11 protein-coding genes are annotated in these 18225 nt (G+C 53.2%); all 11 read left to right on the plus strand.

Translation table 11 applies throughout. The annotated features are described in order from the left end of the window. Positions 1-27: 27 nt before the first annotated feature. The 11 genes from ACR9FF_RS07525 (at position 28) to ACR9FF_RS07575 (ending at position 17957) form a co-directional block, all read left to right on the plus strand. Positions 28-1644 carry a response regulator transcription factor gene (locus ACR9FF_RS07525; RefSeq protein WP_435170070.1) on the plus strand — a complete coding sequence of 539 codons (1617 nt, stop codon included), beginning with the start codon at positions 28-30 and terminating at the stop codon, positions 1642-1644. After that, positions 1641-3416 (plus strand): sensor histidine kinase, encoded by a 1776-nt coding sequence (locus ACR9FF_RS07530; RefSeq protein WP_201003896.1) that lies wholly within the window; start codon positions 1641-1643, stop codon positions 3414-3416. Before ACR9FF_RS07525 ends, ACR9FF_RS07530 begins: the two co-directional genes overlap by 4 nt. A 119-nt stretch (positions 3417-3535) precedes the next feature. Then, positions 3536-4990 (plus strand): ABC transporter substrate-binding protein, encoded by a 1455-nt coding sequence (locus ACR9FF_RS07535; RefSeq protein ID WP_127494996.1) that lies wholly within the window; start codon positions 3536-3538, stop codon positions 4988-4990. Positions 4991-5081: 91 nt separating this feature from the next. Then, positions 5082-6029 (plus strand): carbohydrate ABC transporter permease, encoded by a 948-nt coding sequence (locus ACR9FF_RS07540; protein ID WP_116393834.1) that lies wholly within the window; start codon positions 5082-5084, stop codon positions 6027-6029. After that, the gene (locus ACR9FF_RS07545) at positions 6026-6856 is read left to right on the plus strand and encodes a carbohydrate ABC transporter permease (protein ID WP_116393833.1); all 831 of its coding nucleotides are present in this window, start codon (positions 6026-6028) and stop codon (positions 6854-6856) included. The genes ACR9FF_RS07540 and ACR9FF_RS07545 overlap by 4 nt, the downstream gene beginning before the upstream one ends. A gap of 25 nt (positions 6857-6881) precedes the next feature. Then, on the plus strand, positions 6882-8720 hold the full coding sequence (locus tag ACR9FF_RS07550) for a glycoside hydrolase family 127 protein (RefSeq protein WP_435170074.1): 1839 nt from the start codon (positions 6882-6884) through the stop codon (positions 8718-8720). 333 nt (positions 8721-9053) lie between these two features. Further along, positions 9054-9731: a tetratricopeptide repeat protein gene (locus tag ACR9FF_RS07555; protein WP_435170076.1), complete on the plus strand. Its 678-nt coding sequence runs from the start codon at positions 9054-9056 to the stop codon at positions 9729-9731. Between the two features lie 100 nt (positions 9732-9831). Next, positions 9832-11577 carry a sensor histidine kinase gene (locus tag ACR9FF_RS07560; protein ID WP_435170078.1) on the plus strand — a complete coding sequence of 582 codons (1746 nt, stop codon included), beginning with the start codon at positions 9832-9834 and terminating at the stop codon, positions 11575-11577. A gap of 134 nt (positions 11578-11711) precedes the next feature. Beyond that, positions 11712-13301, plus strand: a complete 1590-nt coding sequence (locus tag ACR9FF_RS07565; RefSeq protein WP_435170080.1) for an SWIM zinc finger family protein — start codon at positions 11712-11714, stop codon at positions 13299-13301. Beyond that, a complete protein-coding gene (locus ACR9FF_RS07570; RefSeq protein ID WP_435170082.1) occupies positions 13298-16195 on the plus strand; it encodes a DEAD/DEAH box helicase in 2898 nt (965 codons plus the stop codon). Before ACR9FF_RS07565 ends, ACR9FF_RS07570 begins: the two co-directional genes overlap by 4 nt. Before the next feature lie 385 nt (positions 16196-16580). Beyond that, complete coding sequence (locus ACR9FF_RS07575; RefSeq protein ID WP_127494989.1) at positions 16581-17957, plus strand: ABC transporter substrate-binding protein; 1377 nt, start codon at positions 16581-16583, stop codon at positions 17955-17957. Positions 17958-18225 lie beyond the last annotated feature (268 nt).

An 18225-nucleotide genomic window follows, 5' to 3' on the forward strand; every position in this document is an offset into this window, starting at 1 on the left:
GACAAAAGGGTGGAAAGGACTGGTCTCATGAACATATTGATCGTCGACGACGAACCGCGGCATTTGAGAGGAATGGCTGGCATGATTCAAATGATGCGCCCGGAGGCCAAGGTGAAAACGGCCAAGGATGGAGAAGCGGCCCTTGCCCTGGTCAGGGAAGAACAGCCCGATGTGGTGCTTAGCGATATACAAATGCCGAAGCTTGACGGGCTTGCGTTCCTGCAGCGGCTGAAGGAAGAGGAGCTGCGGACCAAGGTCGTTATGGTATCGGCTTATAATTTGTTCGAGTACGCCCAAAGAGCGATTCGCCATGGCGCGTACGACTATCTGCTCAAGCCTGTCGACGTGGACAAGGTGGAGCTCCTGCTGCAGCGGCTTGACCGGCAGCTTGCGGAAGAAGAACGGGAGCGCGGCGAGTCGGCCGAGATGAAGCAAAAGCTTGAGCTCGCATCTTCTGCCTACCGCAGCCGGCTGCTGCACCAGTGGCTGCACGGCGTACTTCCTCCTGGCGAAGAGGTTGACCTGGAGGAGTGGCCTTTGCTTAGGCAAATGAACACTCTCGTATTGACGGAAATCCGAAATGAAGGAGAAGCTTTCCCCGTGACGGAGCTGGTCGAACAGCTTAAGCAGCGGGTATCGGTCTATGGCGAGGCTTGCGTGTTTCCTCTGCAGACGGTATCGCAGCACAGCATTCGCCTGGTCACCGTGCTGAAGCGGGAGACCCAGCCGGCAGCGGGTATAGAGGAGCTGCGCTCCTGCCTGACGGAGCAGACGGAGATATGGCGCGCTTGCGGCGCGGTATCCCATGGCATTGCGGTTCTGCAGACGGAGCATAGTCTGAATCCCGCCGAGATCTTTATCCCCAAGCTTTACCGCCAGGCGGAGGAAGCATTGGAATATGCTTTCCATGAGGAATGGGCGAGCGTCGTAACCTTTGGGCATGAAATCGGGCTGGGCCATACGAATCCCGTCTTCCAGCTGGATGGCGAGCTGCTGTTCGAAGCGCTGCAGGAGCAGTCACTCGAAAGAGCAGAAGCCATGTGCCGGGCTGCCTTTGCCGAGCTGTCCTCGCAGGGTTACACGGAGCCGAAGCTGATGAAAAATTATGCGTCTCTTACGCTGATGAAGCTGAAGAGCCGGACCTCGGGCATCATAGACCAACAGGTTGGAAGCGCTCTCGCGGATACCGCGTCTACGGCAATTCCTTCTTGCGCGAGCAGCGGTATGCTGATGGAGCTGATGCTGGTCAGACTAGCTGAGGTGCACAAATCGCTGACGGACCGGAAGCAGGGCAGCGGGGAGCTGGCGGTGGAGCAATGCCTGAATTGGATTCAGGGGCATTATGCGGAGGATCTGACGCTTGATAGGGCAGCGGAACAATTTCATTTCAACCCCTCCTACTTCAGCACCTTGATAAAAAGCCGCACCGGACGCTCGTTCTCCGATCATTTGACGGAAGCCCGTATACGGGCGGCGAAGGAGCTGCTGGCCGGCGGGCGGCTTAAAATCTATGAAATTGCGGAGCAATGCGGCTACCGGGATACGAAATATTTCACCCGGATATTCAAGCGGCAGGTAGGGTTGTCGCCGGAAGCTTATAAGCATACGCTGCGTCCGCAGACGGGGGGCGGGGATAGGCCATGACTTTTCGATTAAGGCTGCTGCTCAGCTATCTGACGCTTATCGCCTTGCCGCTGCTTGTGCTGAGCACGCTGTTTTACAATTCAAGCTTAAAGGTCGTTACCGAGCAGGCGCAAAACAATGTTCACGATGTCGTGATGAAAAACAACGACGTGATCGACACCAAGCTGGGGATCGTCGACCAGAATAGCAGGTCCTTGTTCGTGGACAAGGACCTGTTCCAGATTTTCAACAACCTGAATCCGGCAAAAGAAGAGGAGCTTGTCGCGGCCGACCGGCAGGTTACGGCCATCTTAAGCAAATATTTCTCCCAGAATTCGGATGTCTATTCCGCGCAGCTGTGGACCTCTTACTACACCTTCGGAAGCACGATGCTGATGCCGCTTGGCAATCCGGTACAGTCCGCGATTTACAAGGAAGCGGTTAAGGCAGGGGGCAAGATGGTCTGGTACCCGACCTACGATTTCATCAAGATGTACGACCAGCCTTGGCTTCAAGACGGGACGATAGATTACCGTTACTTGTTCTCCGCAACCAGGCTGCTTAACTTCTCCCACATGGAGGACAGCACGCTGGTCAAGCTGAAGCCGGAAGTCGAGCGTCCCGTGCTTGCGATCAGCTTCAAGTCGACGGTGATGGACGAGCTGTTCGAGCGGAGTATCCCGGCTGGCTCCTCGTATATGGTGCTTGATCCCGACAATATCGTCGTGGCTTCGAGCGACCAATCACAGGTAACGAAGCGTTTCGATGAGGACTGGATGGATCATTTCCGCGAGCAAGGCAGCGGGAGCCAACGGATCAAGCTGAACGGGCATAACCAGATCGTCAGCTTCGCCCGCTCGGAAGTGACGGGCTGGATGTCGATTGTCATTACGCCGCAATCCGCGCTCGTAAGCTCCCTGGTTCCGGTTCTCCGGACGTCAACGATCGTCAGCGCCATCGCCTTAAGCGTAGTAGCCCTGGTGTTTGCTTACTTCATCATTAGCCGCATTACGGGTCCGATCAAGAAGCTCATGAGCGCGATGCGTTCAGTAGGGGAAGGGGACTTTGAAGCCCGCGTGGACGTGGACCGGAAAGACGAATTCGGTCTCTTGTCCCAGCGCTTTAACCGGATGAATGACCGGATTGCCATGCTCGTGAAAGAAAACTACGAGATCAAGCTGAAGGAGAAGGAAGCGGAAATTCAGGCGCTTAACATGCAGATGAATCCTCATTTTTTATATAACACGCTGAACATCATGAACTGGACCGCTCTCGAGAATCGCCAGACGGAGCTCAGCAAGATGCTGGTCTGCCTGTCCAATATGCTGCACTATACATCCCGCAAAGATTGGGAGGCCGTTCATCTGTCGGAGGAGCTGGAATGGATGCGCAATTACTTCTTTATCATGTCCGCCAGGTTCGAGGGCAAGTTCACGGTCGCTTACGAGATTGAGCCGGCGCTCTATGAGAAAAAGCTGCCAAGACTTCTCTTCCAGCCCTTTGTGGAAAATGCCATTCTGCACGGATTCAGCGGCGTGGAGGAAGGCGGGCAGATTACGATACGCGGCTGGATCGAGGACGACAGCCGTTATTTCGAGGTTCGCGACAACGGACGGGGGATCAGCAAGGAAGGGATCGATACGATATTGTACAAGGAATCCGCGTCTATCGGAATTAAAAATACGATCTCTCGCATCCGAATGGCCTATGGCGACGAATACGGCATCCGCATTCATTCCGCTCCCGGCAAGGGGACAAGCATCGTCATCCATCTGCCGAGCAAGACCCAATAAAAGTCCACCATTCTAGAAATGCTCGGGTTTTGTAAGCGTTATCCATCATCTACAATAAAAGCAATCATAGACTGCAGCTATGAGCCATGAGGATGAAATGAGAGAGGGGCTCGAAAAAAATGATTATGAATCGATGGAAATACACTTCCGCATTTATGGTTACGGTTCTGTCGGCCGTGCTTGTCATGTCCGGCTGCACCAAGTCCGATAGTTCCAGCAATGGCAATTCCTCATCCAACACGAATAACGCAAGCGGCTCGGCCAATACGAGCAGTTCCGGTGCCGATACCGGTGCCAGCAGCGGCGAAAAAATTACGCTGAAGCTGACCGGCTGGGGCGCTCCGGCGGAAGTAGCGGCGTACAAATCCGCCATTGCCAATTTCGAGAAGACTCATCCGAACGTGAAAGTCGAATTTCAGTCTATTAGCAGCGGCGATTACGATACGAAGCTGACGACAATGGTAGCCGGCAACGACGAGCCGGATGTCGCGATGATGGAATCCGCGACCATTGCCTTCCCTCTGGCGGAAGAAGGCAAGTTCCTTAACCTGCAGGACTTCCTTTCTAAAGATCAGCAGATCACGCTCGATTCGATTGTTCCGAATATTACGTACTCCCAGGCGCCGGGCAACATTATCGGCATCGGTCCCGGTCCGGAGACATTCGGACTGTTCTATAACGAAGACGTATTCAAGGATGCCGGCATTGAACCGCCTCCATCCGACGCTTCCAAAGCATGGACCTGGGATCAATTCGTAGACGTTGCGAAGAAGCTGACTCTCGACAATAAGGGACGCAATGCGGCGGATCCGAATTTCGACCCTAAAAATATTAAGCAATTCGGCATCAACCTGCCAACCTGGTGGGGCGCTTACAGTAACTTTATCTACTCCAACGGCGGCGACTTCCTGTCGGCCGACGGCAAAACCTTCGCCCTTAACCAACCGGAGGCGGTAGAAGTGTTCCAGAAGATGGCCGACCTGATCAACGTGTACCATGTCGCTCCATCTCCGCTCCAATCGAAAAACATTCCCGGAACAAACGTCGCGCTTCAGACGAAGAAGGTTGCGATGGCTATTGACGGACAATGGGCTTCGTCCTCGCTTGCGGAATCCAAGTTCAACTATAACGTAGGCGTTCTGCCGGTTATGAAAGAGCCGGTAACGACCGTAGTAGCCGGCATGTTCTCCATCTTCAAATCGACCAAGCATCCGCAGGAATCCTGGGAGCTGCTGAAGGCGCTGCTTGATCCGGAAGCTTCGCTTGACATGCTGACTAACGGAACATGGATGCCTGCTCCTAAAGATTGGTACACCGACAGCGAGAAGCTGGACAAGTGGACCAAAGACTTGGCAGCCCGCCCATCCGGCTATAACGGCGCGATTATTGACATGCTTCTGAATCACAGCCATGCAACGCCTACGGCTTACGTGAAAAACTTCAATAAAATCATGGATGTCGTTAACCCCGCTTTGGATAAAGTGTGGCTGGGCAAAGAGACCGCCCAGGAAGCGCTTGATTCCATTGCCGCGAAGGCGCAGCAGCAGGTACAAGGCCGGCGCGACGTCGAGTAAGCTGTCCGCAAACCGCGGATAACAGGAGAGGACAGCGGTTCGGGAATTTGATGAATCGCTGTCCTCTGCCATAGACAGGGAGGGTTACGGCATGGAGATTTCGGCAAACACGGGCAAGTCCGTCAAGACGGTTGCCAGAAAGAGCAGCAAAAGGGAGCGCAAGGCCCTGTTCTACGGCCTGCTCTTTACAGCGCCGGCGATACTCGGCTTTATCATCTATACGCTAGGGCCGATGATTGCCAGCTTATATTTGAGCTTAACGGATTATAACGTCTTTAAAGACACGACCAGCTTTATCGGTCTGGACAACTATGTCAAGCTGTTCAGCGGCGAAGACGATTTGTTCTACAAGTCGCTTGGCACAACCTTTTATTTCGTTATTCTGCGCGTGCCGGCGGTTATCATTATTTCGTTCTTTTTAGCGATCCTGCTTAATATGAACGTCAAGGGCCGGGCGATTTTCCGGACGATTATCTACCTGCCGAGCATTGTCCCGGCGGTTGCCGCTTCGATGATCTGGCTGTGGCTTATGAACCCGGATCTAGGCCTGCTGAATATGGCGCTCGATTGGCTTCATCTGCCAACAAGCAACTGGCTGTTCGGAGAGGGAAGCGTTATTCCGTCTATCGTACTCACGACATTATGGGGGATCGGCGGTACGGTTATCATTTTCCTTGCCGGCCTGTCAGGCATACCGAAATCCTACTATGAAGCGATTGACGTTGACGGCGGCGGATGGTATAGCAAGCTTCGCCACATCACGGTTCCGATGCTGACGCCAACGATCTTTTTCAATACCATTATGACGATTATCGGCTCCTTCCAGGTGTTCAGCGAAGCGTACATTCTGACCCAAGGCGGACCCAATAACAAAAGCTTGTTCTTCGTCTTCTATCTGTGGCGTACCGCATTCCGCGATACGGAAATGGGCTATGCTTCCGCGCTGGCGTGGGTATTGTTCATCATTATTATGATCTTTACGGTGTTTGTCTTTAAGACCTCGAAATCCTGGGTGCATTATGAGGGGGAAAAACAATGAGAGAGTCCAGGCTGAAGCTTACCGCCGGGTTTACCTCCCTGCTTATCGTTTCCGCGATGTTTATCGTGCCGTTCCTTTGGCTGCTTCGCAGCTCGGTGATGGATTTGTCGCAAATTTTCATCATGCCGCCGCAATGGATACCGAAGCCTTTTCACTTTGAAAACTTCAAGGAGGCCTTAACTGTTGTACCGTTCGGGACCTTCTTCAAAAATACACTCATTATCGTAGCCGGGGTTCTGCTCGGAACGGTTGTCTCGAGTACCATCGCCGCTTTTGGCTTCTCCCGCATTAAGTGGAAGGGGCGCGACATGGTATTCGCCATTCTGATGTCCTCGATGATGCTTCCGGGAGCGGTAACGCTTATTCCAAGCTTTATCGGCTGGAAGGAGCTTGGCTTCTACGATACGTTCTACCCGCTGATCGTGCCCGCGTATTTCGGGGGCGGCATGTTTAATATCTTCCTGCTGCGCCAGTTCTACATGTCGATCCCGCAGGACTTCGACGAGGCGGCTCTAGTGGACGGCGCGAACTACTTCCAGATCTATTGGCGCATCCTGCTGCCGCTCAGCCGTTCGGCCGTTATCGTTGTAGCGCTCTTTACGTTCCTTGCTTCATGGAATGATTTCATGGGCCCGCTCATTTATTTGAAGAGCGACAGCCGTTTTACGCTTGCGCTAGGCCTGCAGATGTTCCAGGGCAGCTATAATGCGCAATGGGATTTATTGATGGCTGCGTCAACGGCGGTAGTACTGCCATGCGTATTAGTCTTTTTGATCGGTCAAAGATTTTTCCTGGAAGGCATTACGCTTACCGGGTTGAAAGGTTAACTAGGGCGAATAAGGAGGAAGAAACGTGACCATTGCGAATCAACAGATTAAAGGGTGGCGCGGAGTTCCGTTCTCGGAAGTAAAGATTAACGATGCATTCTGGCGTCCGCGCCTCGAGACGCTCAAAAACGTAACGATGGGCGTCTGTCTGGACCAATGCGAGAAAACGGGACGGATTGCCAACTTTGCCATCGCCGGCGGATTGACGGAAGGCAAGTTTGAAGGCATGTACTACAACGATTCCGATGTGTACAAGGTGCTTGAAGGCGCGGCCTACTCGCTTATGACGGACCGTGATCCTAAGCTGGAGGCGGAGATCGACCGGATTGTGGAACTGATCGAGGCCGCTCAGGAGAGCGACGGCTATTTGTCCACGTATTATACGCTGGAAGCGCCGGAGCTTAAATGGACCGACATGGAAAAGCATGAGATGTACAATGGCGGCCATCTGATTGAAGCAGCCGTTGCTTACTATCAAGCGACGGGCAAGCGCAGGCTGCTGGATGTCGCCTGCCGGATGGCGGATCATTACGACACGCTGTTTGGACCGGGCAAACGCCACTGGGCGGAAGGGCATGAAGAAATTGAATTGGCCCTCGTGAAGCTGTTTGGCGTGACGGGTGAAGACCGGTACTGGAAGCTTGCTCTATGGCTTCTCGAGGAACGCGGCCATGGCCACGGCGTTGGCGCCATCTGGGATAAAGAGGATTGGGGACCGGCGTACTGCCAGGACGATGTGCCCGTAAGGGACATCCATGAGGTAAAAGGGCATGCGGTCCGGGCGATGTATCTGTACACGGCGATGGCCGATGTCGTGCTGGCTTCGGGTGATCCGGCTTATATGGAAGCCCTTGACCGCGTATGGGCGCATACGGTAGAACGGAACATGTACGTGACTGGCGGCATTGGGCCGTCCGTTCATAACGAAGGCTTCACGTTTGATTACGACCTCCCGAACGAATCGGCTTACTGCGAGACCTGCGCGGCGATTGCGATGGCGTTCTGGAATCACCGGATGAATCTGCTGCATGGTCACGGCAAATACGCGGATATCGTGGAGAAAGAGCTGTTTAACGGGGCGCTGTCGGGCATCTCGTTATCCGGAGACCGGTTCTTCTATGTAAATCCGCTCGCATCCAAAGGCGAGCATCACCGGGTGGAATGGTTCCATACCTCCTGCTGCCCGACGAACCTTGCCAGATTCCTGCCGTCGATTGGCCAATACGTGTATGCGGCGTCGGAAGACGGGATTTCGGTGAACCAGTACTTAAGCAGCGAGACGACCGTTAAGCTTGCGGGCGGAAGCAGCGTGACGCTTGCCCAAACAACGGCTTATCCTTGGGATGGCCGGGTAGAGCTTCGCGTAAATCCGGAGCAAACGGATGAATTCGTCCTCCGTCTGCGCCTGCCGGGCTGGTGCGGAAGCTACCGGATCTATGCGCAAGGCGAATCCGTAACCGGTGAAGAGGCGCTGGCCGAGAACGGTTACCTCGTTCTTAAACGGCAATGGCTGCCTGGCGATACGGTCGTGCTGGAGCTGGATATGCCGGTAACCGCGGTGCGTTCCCGCAAAGAAGTGGAAGCGAACCGCGGAAGGATCGCCTTCCAGCGCGGTCCCGTCGTTTATTGCATTGAGCAGGCGGGTAACCAGGAGCTTGTCTATGACGAATTCGCGTTTAAAGCCGCTGAACCGTTTGTTGCGGAGTATGCCGGCGATCAGCTTGGCGGAGTAACGGTGCTGCGCGGCAGAACGGAGGACGGCCGTTCCTGCGAGCTGATCCCGTATTACGCGTGGGATAACCGGGAAGCCGGATTTATGCAGGTGTGGGTACGCGAAGCCGAAGACCGCAGACTGTACCGCTAAGACCCGTTAGCTGCGGCAGGTAATGCGGCGAGCTGTTTGTACAGCCTTTCAATAGGGCTGTATGGACAGCTCTTTTTTTCGTGTTATAATCATCATTCGCCGATTTTTAATGGTAATCGGAGCAATTGAGGAATATTCTGTAACAGGTCTTTCATGCTTTCCGTAGATAAGGTTATCGATGAAATCTATTTCTCAAGATGATAGGGTTATGCTACTATTAATAAACACATATTTCACCAAAATATACCTTAAAATGCACGTATACAAACAAAAATCGACAAAAACTGACGCAAAAAAAGTTTAAGCAGTAAAATTTCTTTTTAGGAGGGTCCTATGGGAAAACTCTTTTTATTGTTTGTTTTCTTTACGTGGTTGTTCGGTAATCCCATTCTTGCCATCATTGCGCTGTTAGTTATCGTTTACGTTATCGACCGCCGGTTTATCGGTCTGTCTCCAAGCCTGTTGAAGCCGATTCGCCGCTCCTCGCGTTTAAGCAAGCTGAAGAAGCATATCGCCCAATCTCCTAACGATACATCCGCCAAAGTAGAAATTGCCCGAATTCTGATCGAGAAAAAGAAATACCGGGAGGCGCTTAATCTGCTTGAGCCGCTTGAGCGGATGCTCGACGATTCCGCCGAATATTGGGATGATCTTGGACTTTGCCTGATGCAGACCGGACAACCGGAAGCCGGCGAAGCTGCCATGAGCAAGGCGCTGCTGCTTAATCCAAGAGTGAAATACGGCGCACCTTATTTGAGGCTGGCCGCTTATTATTCGAAGCTGGATGGGGAACGGGCACTCTCTTATATCGAGGCCTTTCAGGAGATTCATTCTTCCTCCTGCGAAGCTTACTACCGGCTTGCGGATATCCATGAGCAGATGAACCGCAAAGAGGATGCGATGGAGGCCGTTTCGGAAGGGCTGCGGATTTACCGCTCGCTGCCTCGTTACAAGAAGCGCGCGGAACGCAAATGGGCTCTCCGTTTGTACTTCCGAAAGACCCGGGGATGATGGAAAGAACTGCTTGTTTATTTTGCCGCATGCCATATTGTTGTTTCCGTGAAAATCATCCATAATCGAATTACATTACGAGAGCTTAAAGGAGCATCATATGCCGCGCAATATCTGGCTCATGGCGATTAGCTTGAGCGTTATCATCGTTTTATTAAGCAATGCCGCTTATTATTTTCTGACGAAAAAAACGTTGGAAGATGCGCTAAACCATGAGATGCGGGCTGTTGCGAAGCAAATTGAATTTTCCGTCGAGCAATCGAGGCTTGGAGCCGAAAAGTTCCAGGAGCAGATCGGGAGAGAACTCCGGGTCGTATCGATCGCGGCTCAATACGCGCTTGATCCGGACGTTGAGAAGGTGACAAACGACCAGCTCAAGGAATTAAGCGCCAAGCTGGGCGTCGAACATATTACGCTGATGAAGCGGACGAAAGACAACATTATCCTGTACAAGTCCTCGGACGTGAACGAGCTTGGCAAAGGGACAAAAACCTGGGATCCCTGGTATGTCGCCTTCAATCAGCTGTTCGACCAGCACGAGGTCAAGATCGACTGGCTGGGCCAGACGCTTCCGAACTTCTGGAGCGGACCGTTTGAGGTAGCGTCAACGGACCCGGACAGCATTTACAAATGGGGCTATTACTACGACGGAACAACCAATTACATCATCGATCCGTACGTCAACTATACGACGCTTGCCGACTACGAGAAGCTGACGGGCATTAACGAGCTGATCGGCAAATCGATTGAGAGCAGCGATTCCTTGCTGGAAGCGACGGTATTTAATCCAATGACGTTCGGCAAAGGCTCCTTCGATACGATTAACGAAGCCGGCGAAGTCCAGGGGCATTTGCTGCAGAAGGATATCTTCTACGGAACGTACCGATACAAGGGAGACAAAGATGTCGACTATGTGAAGAAAGCTTTTAATACCGGCAAGAGCGTCTCGGCCAAAGAAAAGATCGACGGCAAGCATGTGCTCAAAATGTTTATTCCGGTCTCGACGGGCTCGGGGGTTAACCTGGTCGACGAGAACGGGACCCCGATTCATGGCTACGTGCTTTCGCTCGTATCCGATTATCAGGTCATTCAGGACAGGCTCGACAGCCAGTTTCTGAACATCGGAATCGTTATTTTTCTCGTAACAGGCATTAGTCTCCTGATCGCTGCTTTCGCAATGCGGTATTTCCGCCAGACCCGCGAGAAGGTAGTTGTGGTGACGCAGCAGACGTACGTAGACGAGATCAACAGCATGTTCCAGTCCATCCGGGCGCAGAGGCATGATTTCCTGAACCATGTCCAGACCATCCATTCACTCGCGGAGCTGAACAAATCGAGGGAGCTTGTCGCGTATACGAAAGAGCTGACCGGCGAGATCCGGCTGATGAACGATATTATTAATATCGGGAACCCGGCGATTGCGGCGTTGATCCGATCAAAAATCTCGCAGGCAGAAAGCTACCGAATCGCTTTTACCTGCTCCTTTAGCGGGCTAAACCGTCTGGAGATGGGGATTAAGACGCTGGATGTGAACCGGATGCTTGGCAATTTGATCGATAACGCTTTCGACGAGGTTATGAAGTATCCCGAGGAATGCCGGATGGTCGAATTGACGGGACAGCAGGTAGACGGCTTCATCGAGTTCCGCATCACCAATACGTGCTCGAATGCGCGGGAGGTTACGGAAAAGCCGCTCTTTGACGCAGGCTTCTCCACCAAGGACGATGCCCATCAGGGACTTGGCTTGTTTACCGTCAAATCCATTACCGAGCAGTATAAAGGAACCGTACAGATCCATGCCGAAGTGGAAGACCGAATTACCTTCTTTATCCGCATCCCGCACTAATAACATTTGTAAGCTTGGCAGCCCGTTCACTTTCAACGAAGTGAAATGGGCTGCTTTTGTCTTTTCAGAGGGCGCATTTTTTGTGGTATACTAATAAGATGCTAGGTGAACGGAAAGAGGGCAGGTGAGCGAACTTGGCAAGTCTTGATGATAAGCTTCATACAGCGCTTGAACACAGTCTGGGGCAGCATTTGAACGAAGAGATCATTCGCCGCGGATGGGATTATTATCGGAGCGGCCAGGTGCTGAACGTCAAACAGGCAGACGAGGATACGTTATACGGCGCCGTACAGGGGTCCGACGTTTATTCGGTTTTGCTTGATTCAGACCATTTCAGATACAGCAAATGCACTTGTCCTTTTAATGATTATTGCAAGCATATGGCGGCTGTCTATTTCGCCTATTGCCATAGCCTTGACGGCGAAACGGCTGCCAAGGCGGCCTACGACCGGATTACGGGCGTTGACCGGAAGCAGCAGCGAAGTACGGTTACCGTAAGCGTGCCGAAGTTTAGCGGCCGTCATGTCCAACCATCCGACGATGCTTCGCCGGAAGAGTGGGGATTGTGGATGGACGCCGAATACGGCGAAACCTGGCGCAGCTGCCGGCATTCGCTTCATGCCCTGCAGCCGGTTCTGTCCGCGCTTAAGGGAACAACGAAGCATTGGGACAAAAAGAGCCAGCGGCTGCACTGGATGAGCGTCATCTTATTCGTGCTCGACCAGGCGGAGCAGGCCATCAAGACGGTCGATACGTTCAGCCGTTATTATCATGAAATGTCGTTTCTGCGCATGGCGGAGCCGTGGGTGGAACATTATTATACGCTGGCGCTTGAGCTGGAGCCTGCCGAGGTTACCGGTCATGACCGCAGCTGGGTTGATTACGTTGCCGGTTACGCGAAGGGCAGAGCCGTGAAAAACGAGCAGCAGCTGTTTGACTGGACCTATATCTATTTGGCCATTTGCGAGCGGATGGCGGTAGATGCAGATTGGTATGAGCATGAGCTTGATGCCATGAGGAAGGAAGAGCTCCGCGATTCGGAAGAGCCGGTTAATCGTACCTTTGTGCATACGGCGGCGGCCATGCTCTGTTTCTTCGGGCGCAATGACGAAGAGGCGCTGGCGCATTTCGGCAAGACGGATTTCCAGCGATCTCAGAAGGTAATCTACCCTTGCGTCGCGCAGCGGCTTGAGGAGGGGGACTGGGAATTGATCGGCCACTGGATGAGCTTCCTGTACGACCATATTTCCAGAGTGAAAAATGCGAGAACGATTGGACCGTTTATGACCTTGTGCCGGAGGGCCGATACGGATCAGCCCGACGAACCGCGCTGGACCCGGTATATGGTTGAGCTTCTTCCGCATTCCTATGCGGATCTGTCCGATCATTGGCTAGCCGTGCAAAAGTACGAGGAATGGGCGGATCTTCAGCTTCTGATCGGCATGAAGCCGGATGATCTCGGCATTCAGAATGTGCGCGAAGTTTCGAAGGCGGCCCCAGGCGTTATGATTCCTCTCTATCACCAGTCGATTGAGGAGGCAATTCATTCGCGCAACCGGCAGGGCTACCGCCTTGCGGTGAAAGAGCTGAAAAAGCTCGAGAGACTGTACAAGGCCGATAAGCATGCGGATAAATGGGAGCGTTACATTGAAGGAATCGCAAGCAAGTATCAACGGCTGCGCGCGTTTCAGGAAGAGCTGTGGAAAGGAAAAATCGTAACATGAAATCATTCATCGGCGCTCGGACGTTACTCGTGGACGGTTACTGGAAGCAAGGCGATACAGCAGAAGACAGTGCGATTATACTCGCGGCGGCAGACCGGGGGGATAGTCCGGCAAGGCTGAAGCAGGTGCTCTTCGCCTGGCATCAAGCCTCCTGGTATGGCGCGGAGGTTGAGGAGATAGATTCGGAAATCGGGAAGGCGCTTAAGCTGCCTCCCCTGCTTGCCGTCGATTACTTGTCCTCGCCCCGTCATGTCCGGCTTCTGCAAGTGGAATGGACGGATCGGCTGCAAGACTTGATGCGAATGGCAGGGAAGCTTCGCGAGGCGCTGCTTGAGGGATGGTTTCAGCCGGATTGGAGCAGATGGTCGGAGCACCGGCGCGCTTGGCGGCTGGAGGTTCCGGCGGAACAGGCTGCTTTTGCCGCGGAATGGCAGGAGCTTGTAAGGGATACCGGGATAACCGGTGCCGATCAGTGGTTAAGCGAGGCTGTTGAAGAGATTTTGGCGCAAAACGGTCCCGCCGCGGCGGCGTGGCGCAAAATTGCCTCAGCGGCTGGCGGAGAATCGGTATTGCTTCATAAAGCAGCCGATGAAGAGGACTGGCTGATTGCGCTTGGTCTTCATAAGGATACGATGCCGTTCAAGGTCGCTTTGCAGCTCGCGGAGCCTGTGGAAGGCGCAAGCTGGCAGCTTCGTCCCGCGCTGCAGGACCGAAACGGCGGAGCATGGATTCCCGTTGCTTACGCAAAAGGGCAATGGCAGGTCTTGTTCGAGCAGGACGGCCCGCTGCCCGAGGACTGGGGGCCGCATCTGGATGCCAGACTGGCCAAGGAGCACGGCAAATGGCTTGCCGTCTTGCCGGAGTGGAGGGATGAAGCGGACCCGGAAAAGCTGCGCGGACAGCTTACGGATAACGATGCCTGGTTCTTTATGGAGAAGGCGAGCCTGCAGCTGCTGGAGGCTGGATGCCCGGTGCTCTTGCCGGGCTGGTGGGAAGCGGTACGCTCCCGCCGTTTAAGGCTGAAAGCAAAGATGAAATCGTCGGTTGGCTCCGACGCGCAGCCGATGTTCGGCTTGGACCAGATTGTGCAGTTCGACTGGAAGATGGCTCTTGGCAATATCGATTTGTCGGAATCCGAGTTCATGCGGCTTGCCGAAGAGAACCGGAGGCTTATGAATATCGGCGGCGAATGGGTTCATCTCGATCCGCAGGATGTCGCTCAGATTCGAGACTGGATCAAGCGGGTTGGCAAGCGCAAAGGGCTGTCGTTCCGCGACGTGATGGAAATGCATTTGCTTGGCGGTACCGTTATGGAAGACGGAGAGGATGCTTCCGCCCAGCTGCGGGCAGAGGTAGAGCTGAACGATCATCTTACGAGATGGCTCGAGCAGCTTCAGCATACGGCTGAAATTCCTCTGGTTGATATACCGGACAGCTTCCTAGGTTCTCTGCGTCCGTACCAGCTGCAAGGGGTTTCCTGGCTGCTGTTCCTTCGTAGATTCGGCCTTGGCGGCGTGCTTGCCGACGATATGGGTCTTGGCAAGACGATTCAGTTCATGGCTTATCTGTCCTATGTGAAGGAGCACGGAAACCAAAGCCTCGGACCTTCTCTACTGATTTGTCCGACCTCCGTTATCGGCAACTGGCAGAAGGAATTGGAGAAATTCGCCCCGACCTTAACGGCGTATCTCCATTACGGTCCAAAGAGGGAAAAAGGCGAGGCGCTTCAAGAAGCGGTTGCGGGTGCCGATATCGTCATTACGTCTTACTCGCTTGCCCAAATCGATGAAGAAGAGCTGAATCAGATCGAATGGGATGCCCTATGTCTGGATGAAGCTCAAAATATAAAAAATGTATACACGAAGCAATCTGCCGCTATCCGCGCGCTGCCGGCGCATCACCGCATCGCGCTGACAGGTACGCCGATGGAAAACCGGCTGACCGAGCTTTGGTCGATCTATGATTTTATTAATCCGGGATACCTGGGCAGCATGGGCGAGTTCCGCAAGGCGATTGTACTGCCGATTGAACGAACCCGCGACGAACAGGTCATCAGCGGCCTTCAACGTTGGGTGAAGCCGTTTATGCTTCGCAGGGTGAAGAAGGATCCCGCGATTCAGCTGTCGCTGCCGGAAAAGAATGAAGCAAAGACCTATTTGACCTTAACGACGGAGCAAGGGGCGATCTACGAAAATATCGTTGCCGATCTGCTCGAGAAGCTGGATAAGCTGGGTCCGATGCAGCGCCGGGGCTTGATTCTGGCTTCGCTTACGAGACTGAAGCAGCTATGCGATCATCCGGCGATGCTTAGTGAAGAACGCGAGCTTCAGCAGCAGTGGGATGAGAACCGTTCGAACAAGGTAGCGCGATTGCTGGAAATGGTGGAGGAGATTGCATCGGAAGGCGAACGCTGCCTGATTTTTACCCAGTTCGTGGATATGGGCGAGCAGCTCAAGAAGCTTCTCGAGGAACGGCTGGGGCTTCCGGTTCCGTATTTGCACGGCGGAGTGCCCAAGGCCAAGCGGGACGAAATGATCGACAAGTTCCAGAACCCGGAGGAGCCATGCTGCGCATTCGTGCTGTCCCTTAAAGCCGGAGGTACCGGTCTTAACCTGACGGCGGCGAATCATGTCTTCCATTTCGACCGGTGGTGGAATCCGGCTGTCGAGAATCAGGCGACGGACCGGGCTTTCCGGATCGGTCAGACGAAGCAGGTACAGGTTCACAAGTTTATTACGCTTGGCACGCTTGAGGAAAAAATCGACGAGATGATTGACCGCAAGCAGCAGTTGAACGAGCAGGTCGTCGGGCAGTCGGAGCAATGGATTACCGAGCTGTCCACGGATGAGCTGAAGGAGCTGTTCGCGCTCCGCAAAAACTGGCTGAAGGGATGAGGGGGATAAATGTCTGGAGAAAAGGACAAGTGGGCGAAAGCAATGAGTGAGCGGCACACCGGTTCCCCTGGACCCGATCAGCCGGACCAGGGGAGCAAAGGTTCGGAGACGTCAGGTTCTGAGCAAGGAAATGAAGAGTGGAGAGCCTTTTATAAGGCAATCCGAGCCCATATTGAGGATATGCGTAAGTAATAGGTGAATTATCATTACACAGCTTGTCGGTAATAGTAACCCGATAAGCTGTGTTTTTTTATCCCTGTTTCGAAAAATAATAGAATTGTATCCCTCATCGGGCTTATTTTCGACCTCCCGAGCAAGGAATCATCGAATCTATAATAAGGGTGCAAGGCAAACAAGCAAGATCATATCGAGGAGGTCTTCTTAAATGAAAAAAAGTACTTTGCTCACCGCCACGTTGCTTGCCGCATTCACCATGGTCGCTTCGGCCTGCGGATCGGACAATAACGGCGGCAATAACACTCCTGCAAGCACAGAAGCTTCGCAAGAGCCGGCAGCTACAACAGAAGCAACCCCTACTCCTGCAGCGAAGGACGTAACGTTGTCCCTGCGCCATACGCAAATTAAAGAGACCAGCAAAAACCGCCTTAAAATTCTCGAGGATGTTGTTAAGAAAACGCAGGATGAGAACCCTGGCTTGACCTTCAAGCTGGAGGGCATCGACGAAGTGGTCAACCGCGACCAGAAGCTGAAAGCGGAAATGACGGCAGGCAACCCGCCTGATATCTTCGAAGTGTTCGGCGGCGCCGACCTGAACCTGTACGTAAAAGCAGGCCGCATGCTCGACTTGACCCCAATCATTGAAGAGCTTGGCATTAAAGACAAATTCGCCAGCCTTGACGAGTTCACGGTTGACGGTAAAGTATACGGCTTGCCGTTCGGCGGCTATTCGGAAGGCATTTTCTACAACAAGAAAATCTTCTCCGATCTGGGTCTTTCCGTTCCGACCAGCTGGGATCAACTGCTCGAAACAGCGGACAAAATCAAAGCAGCAGGCATTACGCCGCTTGGTCTGGCAGCAAAAGACGGCTGGGTTAACGGCATGCTCTGGAACACGGTTATGGAGCGTAACGTAGGTATCGATGCAATCAACAAGCTTGTTACCGGCGAAACCAAATGGACGGATGAAGGCTTTATCAAAGGCTTCACGGACTACGCAACGCTTGTAAACAAAGACTACTTCACGAAAGGCGCATTGGGTCTTGCTTACGCGGATCAAGGCGCGCAGCTCCTGTCCGGCAAAGCAGCCATGGTATTCACGGGTTCGTGGGATGCCAACCGCTTCACCGGCGACGAAGCAGGCGACCTGAAAGGCCAAATCGGCTACTTCAACTTCCCGTCGATCGCGGGCGGCGCAGGCGACCAAACGTCGATCAACGCGTCTTACTCGAACGGCTTTGGCTTCTCGGCTAACCTGAACGAAGATCAAGTTGCCATGGTTAAGAAATTTATCGCTAACTTCTACAGTGAAGAAATCCAAAAACGCACGCTGCTCGAAGACAAGGTTCTTCCTTCGATGAAGCTGTCCGACCTGTCCGGCGTAGATCCGCTGATCTCTGACGTGCTGACGGTTATGGCTAACGCTTCGACTTCCTGGAAAGCTTACGACGCTATCGTTCAACCTGCCGTAGGCGCCGTTGTAAACGTAGGCTTGCAAGAGCTGATCGGTAAGGTGAGCAAGCCTGAGAAGGTTGCTAAGGATATTCAGGCCGCACAAGATAAGGCGAACGCTGCTGCGAAGTAAGGATTAGAATGGATCGAATCGCATGATGACCGCTGCGCGGAAGTATCATTCTTCCAATCGCCATTGCCACCGAATTTCTTCATCATAATCCGCTTCAGCGGATGAAATTCGGATGACAAAAGCGAACGCTACGCTTCTCCAGAATGATACTTCCGCTCCGCTAAGACGTCGCGAGAAGATCCAGTTCTAAAACAACTTCACAGGCAAGGGAATAGGAATGGGAAAAAGCTAAGGTTTTCTGCGAACCTTAGCTTTTTTACCAGAAACC

The sequence above is a fragment of the Paenibacillus glycanilyticus genome (assembly GCF_051200795.1).
Taxonomy (GTDB): Bacteria; Bacillota; Bacilli; order Paenibacillales; family Paenibacillaceae; genus Pristimantibacillus; species Pristimantibacillus glycanilyticus.

Coding starts and splice junctions, on each gene's coding strand:
- ACR9FF_RS07525 (WP_435170070.1), top strand. CDS start 28: ATGAACATATTGATCGTCGACGACGAACCGCGGCATTTGAGAGGAATG.
- ACR9FF_RS07530 (WP_201003896.1), top strand. CDS start 1,641: ATGACTTTTCGATTAAGGCTGCTGCTCAGCTATCTGACGCTTATCGCC.
- ACR9FF_RS07535 (WP_127494996.1), top strand. CDS start 3,536: ATGATTATGAATCGATGGAAATACACTTCCGCATTTATGGTTACGGTT.
- ACR9FF_RS07540 (WP_116393834.1), top strand. CDS start 5,082: ATGGAGATTTCGGCAAACACGGGCAAGTCCGTCAAGACGGTTGCCAGA.
- ACR9FF_RS07545 (WP_116393833.1), top strand. CDS start 6,026: ATGAGAGAGTCCAGGCTGAAGCTTACCGCCGGGTTTACCTCCCTGCTT.
- ACR9FF_RS07555 (WP_435170076.1), top strand. CDS start 9,054: ATGGGAAAACTCTTTTTATTGTTTGTTTTCTTTACGTGGTTGTTCGGT.
- ACR9FF_RS07560 (WP_435170078.1), top strand. CDS start 9,832: ATGCCGCGCAATATCTGGCTCATGGCGATTAGCTTGAGCGTTATCATC.
- ACR9FF_RS07570 (WP_435170082.1), top strand. CDS start 13,298: ATGAAATCATTCATCGGCGCTCGGACGTTACTCGTGGACGGTTACTGG.
- ACR9FF_RS07575 (WP_127494989.1), top strand. CDS start 16,581: ATGAAAAAAAGTACTTTGCTCACCGCCACGTTGCTTGCCGCATTCACC.